We start from the raw sequence: 4,664 nt of genomic DNA on the forward strand, positions 1-4,664 counted from the left end.
CCTGACTGAACTACTTGAACAGTTCATCTTCACTTCTGTTAATCATGGATGTTGATAGTAAATATTGTGCATTTTATGCTCGAGTGAATGAATTAATGAGAACCATTCTCTTCATGCGTAAGCCCTGCCCGTTAATTTTACAGTATTAACTCACTTCAAGATATTTCTTATCTGATTCAGTTTTTTGATTAGTATTAAATACTCATTATAAAATTCTTTTAGTTTTACACCATCTATTTTTACATATTGCGTCTTATTCTCACGCCACTCATACCTGTCCACAGCAAGAGAAACATGAGTGGAAGCAGTATCAGACTCTTTGGGCATCGCTGTCAGTTTATCTATCTCATAATCGCTCATGATTAAAAATCACTTTAGATATTGATTTTGTTGACAACCTTCTAAAATCCCATCTCCGAAATCAGCAGCCATTTTCATCTTCTGATCCATTGTATCTTGTGTTGGGATGTCGTATATCATATTTATTAATTCTCTTCCAGACTCTGTATTTTGCTTATTAAAATCATTTGAAATACTTTCCTTAGATTTACCAACTTGCCTTAACATCATTATCATGTATGAAGTTCTCGCCAACGAGCCACATGAAGTTGTTTTATCATATTTTTTATAATACTTTCTATTCAAGTAACTCTTATCAGCACTAAGGTTATTAGCGCTTTTAAGCAAATTAACTTCCTCTACATTATCAGCCTTTTTAATAAGAATAGGATTCTTTCCTTTTAAGCTTGGATCTTCACTACACCCATTAAAATATCCATCGGAAAATGTTGCAGCAGAATACAAACGTCCTTTTTCTGTTAGTCTGATTTTTTCAGAAAAAGCAACATGAATAACAGTATCAACAAAGTCTCTATTTATATCGTTGAATCTCTTTAATACTTCTTCTTTAGACTTACCAAACTGCCGATCAAGCATTACACCATAACTTATTGCCGCCCCTATACCACAATATGTATTTTGATCAAACTTTGTATAATAATCCTTAGATAAATAATCAAGCTCTGAATTATAGGTTAATTGCTTTGTAATTTCGTCTGAATACTCACAACTATTACCATCCCAAGTCCAATTTACAATTTTTTGACTTTCAGAAACTTCAAGCTTTGTAGTGCATGAACTTTTTAAGTCATACCCACCAAATATTGTTGTTTTTTTATTACTATAAAGTGTGCTGCCTACAACATTATATTCAGTTTTACTACTAGAAGTTTCAGGAATATGAACACTACTTTTTTTCGAATAAATATATAGCTTATTTCCATTTGGAAGATTCATTATCTGAGCAGGGTAACCCCATATTCTGGAATATGTATTTATATCTTTACCCAACCAACTATTCAATACTGCGGAATAGTTCTCGGACGATCTAATTGCACAACCAGTTATTAACATTGTTGCAACTATTGGTATAACTTTAATCCATTTAACCATTAGCTATTGATCTCTCTTCTACTTCCTGGAAGCCGAGCATCAGCTGTTCTTAGTTGATGTTTAAAACCTCGATTTCCTCTTACAATTTCTTTCCCGTTTTTATCAATGGTAATTATTGTTTCTTTTACAATATTCTTGTATTTACCACTTTCTTCAAACTCGAAACTGACAATATCAGATTTATAAATCCATTGTTGTGATCCAAGTGCTAGAAAGCTATACGTGCAATCATCAATAGTTACGTAATGTGCGTGTAGTGCTTTCGTATTTCCACCCTTACTTGGAGGGCGACTTTTTTCTTTCAAAAAAACAGAATAATTCTGAATTTTTTTGTTCAAAATTTTGTTCATTAATACTACTCAGAGGTAATGAAGCAAGAAGTTTTCAATTTTACCAATAATGCTGAGGTTGCACCATTGGCAGCTAACAGTCGTTTACATGAATCATGTTTCGCATAACATACTCTAGATTCGCTATACGTACCAGCCGAACCCCCCATACAAAAAATGTAACTGTTCAGCACCCCTCACATAAATCTGGCATTTTCTGATTTTTATACCATTCTCTTAAGCACTTTTATTTACCAACATTCGCCAACATGGTTCCAGAGCTGCCTACAACTATGTCGACTGAGACGCTCTTGAAAGAGAATGCACAGTTGTGCATAAGAGTTCCCTGTCTGGAAGAACGATGTAGAGAATTGGAAGAAAGGGTTAGCAAGAACAGTCAAAACAGCAGTAAGCCACCATCGTCTGATGGTTATCAAAAACCTTGTAAAAGCAGTGATTCCAGAGATAATCCCGCCGATACCGATGAAGGTGCTGATGCATCAAATAATGACAAACCCAATCCAAAAAGTCTGAGACAGTCTTCCGACAATAAATCCGGTGGACAGAAAGGGCATCAGGGAACTTGCCTCAAGCAGGTCGATAACCCTAATTATATTGAGTTCCTTCAGGTTAAAGAATGCCATAAATGTCAGGTTTCTCTCCTTGATAAGGAGTCGGTCAAATATATTGAGCGACGGTGTTTGAGCCAGGAAAGCTTGGTGAATTTGAAGTAACTGCCTATAAAGCTGAGGTCAAAATCTGCACATGTGGTTGCAAAAATCAGGCTAAATTCCCGGAAGGTGTAACTGCAGCCGTGCAATATGGCCCAGCTACTCAGGCTGTGGCCGTCTATCTTAATCAATATGATTTCGTACCGGATAAGCGTGTGTCAGAGTATTTTAATACGCTCTATAAAGATGAGTGTCAGCGCTGGAACGGTAGCCAATTTTGTGGCCAGGACCCATGAAAACCTGGCCTCTACTGAGGATGCCATTCGTGACGCCTTGCAGGAAACGGCAGTTGCCGGAGTCGATGAAACTGGCATGCGGGCCGAAGGCTCTCTTTATTGGTTACACGTTATGCGGGATGACCAATGGACACTTTACTACCAGGCTGAAAAGCGGGGTCGTGAGGCCATGGATGCGATGGGCATACTACTTACGTTTGTCGGCGTTCTGGTTCATGATCATTGGAAATCCTACTTTTCATATGCGGCAGTTCACGTTCTTTGCAATGCCCATTACCTGAGGGAGCTTTTGGGCATTGTTGACCGGGACGGCAATCAACTGGCGTTACGTCTGATGAAATTGCTCAGGCTTTCCTGGCATTATTGCAAGGGCTTTAAGACCATAGGTATGCTACAAATGCCGGGTGTTATCCATGAACGTATTGAGAAGATTTATGACCGCTTACTTCAGCGGGCATTAACGAAAGAAGTCGCCTATATGGAGAAACAGCGGCAAGAGCTCGGCCGTAAGAAAGTCAAAAATACCAAAGCCTACAACCTCTTCAAACGACTCATTGAGTTCAAAACTGAAACACTGCGGTTCATGTCAGATTTTACAATCCCCTTCGACAACAATGGCAGTGAACGGGATATTCGCATGGCCAAGTTAAAGCGGAAAATCTCAGGCTGCTTCAGGAGTGCGGACGGAGGTGCTTTTTTTGCACGGATTCGGAGCTATCTGTCGTCAGCTAGAAAATAGGGTATGGATATATACCAGTCACTACTTAGAGCTGTTCAGAATTACAGCAATATGCCTTTGCTGGGTGCTGAATAGTTACCTGCCATGAAAACTTTTGAGTTTAACCAAAGCTCACTTGATACGGCCTTATCCCTCAATATATGACACGATTTTGCCGGTGATCAGGTACAGACACGGAGCCGCTTTCTGACGGGCGATACTATTATCACCAGCACTGGTGCCGCACCTGAGAAAACCACCTGGCAAATCGGCCTGGGCGCTAATTATATGATTAGCAATAATCTGACCGCATCTGTCAATTACGATCATACCTGGAAGTCTGGTTTTGATGCTGACACTATCAGTGCCAAATTGAGATACGACTTTTAATCATTGATAGTAAATGGAGCTTTGGGTCGTAGCTCCATTGAGTACTTTTATACTTCAACGCTCGAGTGGATTAGCATATTCCGGCTTAATGCCAAGCGCTTCAAGGTAATCTGGCAGGTTGAGTATGCAGAGGAAATCGCTCCAGGGTAAAAAAATAAACTTATTCTGGAGAAAGTGTCGTATATCTTCAGCTTCCGAGGAGTATACAAAAGCGGCCAGCCAGTTCACATCACTCAGGCTTTGCATGTGAGCCTCATATAACGCATCACTGCTGATCTCTATTTCTGTGGGCAACTGTCCTGTGGCACCATCAATACCCTGCCGGGCTTTTGCCAGATTATGGATATTCATGCATCCCTTTGCTGTTGAATCTAATGCCTTGGGGTTAATCCCTGCTTGAATCATCCCCCGCCGGAAATGGGAGTCTCTTTTGATCAAGTAGTACAAAAGACATGCCTGATAACAGGGGATTGGCAGGTTTTTATCCTCTTTGGTCAAGCTTTTTCTGAGAATCTCTTTTTGAGGCTCAGCCAGAAAACCGGCAGCCCATGGGGACATCAATATCATGTTGACCAGCCCGGAGTCTGGGGAGGTCATTTGCTTCAGGGCCCGGAACATACTTTGTTGCAGTCTGTCTCGCTCTGCACACAGTGCGTACTCATCACCGGGCAGCATTCTGTTAGCCTCAATCTCAATAATGGTCTTCTGATTAGCGAGCCTGAATTCGTATCATAAATGCATAACCTCTGTAACCAGAGGGTTGCCACTGAACTGCCTTTGAAATGAATCAGAACTCAGGGGTACTCTG

General features: G+C 40.3%; 6 protein-coding genes and 1 pseudogene. 3 read left to right on the plus strand and 4 right to left on the minus strand.

Annotated features, from left to right (window positions below; genetic code table 11):
- Window positions 1-150: 150 nt before the first annotated feature.
- The 3 genes from ACO6VE_RS23860 to ACO6VE_RS23870 all read right to left on the minus strand — a co-directional run bounded on the left by ACO6VE_RS23860 (window position 151) and on the right by ACO6VE_RS23870 (window position 1,790).
- Window positions 151-360, minus strand: a complete 210-nt coding sequence (locus ACO6VE_RS23860) for a hypothetical protein (protein WP_422443736.1) — start codon at window positions 358-360, stop codon at window positions 151-153.
- A 9-nt stretch (window positions 361-369) separates the two neighbouring features.
- On the minus strand, window positions 370-1,350 hold the full coding sequence (locus tag ACO6VE_RS23865; protein WP_422443738.1) for a hypothetical protein: 981 nt from the start codon (window positions 1,348-1,350) through the stop codon (window positions 370-372).
- Window positions 1,351-1,451: 101 nt separating this feature from the next.
- Entirely contained in the window at window positions 1,452-1,790 is a 339-nt protein-coding gene (locus ACO6VE_RS23870; protein ID WP_422443740.1) for a hypothetical protein, read from the minus strand.
- Between the two features lie 284 nt (window positions 1,791-2,074).
- On the opposite strand from ACO6VE_RS23870, the gene ACO6VE_RS23875 reads away from it, so the two are divergent.
- From ACO6VE_RS23875 to ACO6VE_RS23885, 3 genes and pseudogenes are all read left to right on the plus strand, one after another.
- Window positions 2,075-2,515 (plus strand): DUF6444 domain-containing protein, encoded by a 441-nt coding sequence (locus ACO6VE_RS23875; protein ID WP_422443742.1) that lies wholly within the window; start codon window positions 2,075-2,077, stop codon window positions 2,513-2,515.
- A 129-nt stretch (window positions 2,516-2,644) separates the two neighbouring features.
- Window positions 2,645-3,487, plus strand: coding sequence for an IS66 family transposase (gene tnpC, locus ACO6VE_RS23880; protein ID WP_422463943.1), 843 nt, complete (start codon window positions 2,645-2,647; stop codon window positions 3,485-3,487).
- Window positions 3,488-3,643: 156 nt separating this feature from the next.
- Window positions 3,644-3,856, plus strand: a pseudogene (locus ACO6VE_RS23885) (autotransporter outer membrane beta-barrel domain-containing protein); the annotation flags it as partial.
- 54 nt (window positions 3,857-3,910) lie between these two features.
- On the opposite strand, the gene ACO6VE_RS23890 reads toward ACO6VE_RS23885, so the two are convergent.
- Window positions 3,911-4,531 (minus strand): hypothetical protein, encoded by a 621-nt coding sequence (locus ACO6VE_RS23890; protein WP_422463941.1) that lies wholly within the window; start codon window positions 4,529-4,531, stop codon window positions 3,911-3,913.
- Window positions 4,532-4,664: the final 133 nt, after the last annotated feature.

This window comes from Endozoicomonas sp. ALB115 (assembly GCF_049310245.1).
Taxonomy (GTDB): domain Bacteria; phylum Pseudomonadota; class Gammaproteobacteria; order Pseudomonadales; family Endozoicomonadaceae; genus Endozoicomonas.

What these genes read in the sequence shown, in the direction of transcription:
- ACO6VE_RS23860 (WP_422443736.1), bottom strand. Translation starts at nt 360, where the DNA reads ATGAGCGATTATGAGATAGATAAACTGACAGCGATGCCCAAAGAGTCT.
- ACO6VE_RS23875 (WP_422443742.1), top strand. Translation starts at nt 2,075, where the DNA reads ATGTCGACTGAGACGCTCTTGAAAGAGAATGCACAGTTGTGCATAAGA.
- tnpC (WP_422463943.1), top strand. Translation starts at nt 2,645, where the DNA reads ATGATTTCGTACCGGATAAGCGTGTGTCAGAGTATTTTAATACGCTCT.
- ACO6VE_RS23890 (WP_422463941.1), bottom strand. Translation starts at nt 4,531, where the DNA reads ATGCTGCCCGGTGATGAGTACGCACTGTGTGCAGAGCGAGACAGACTG.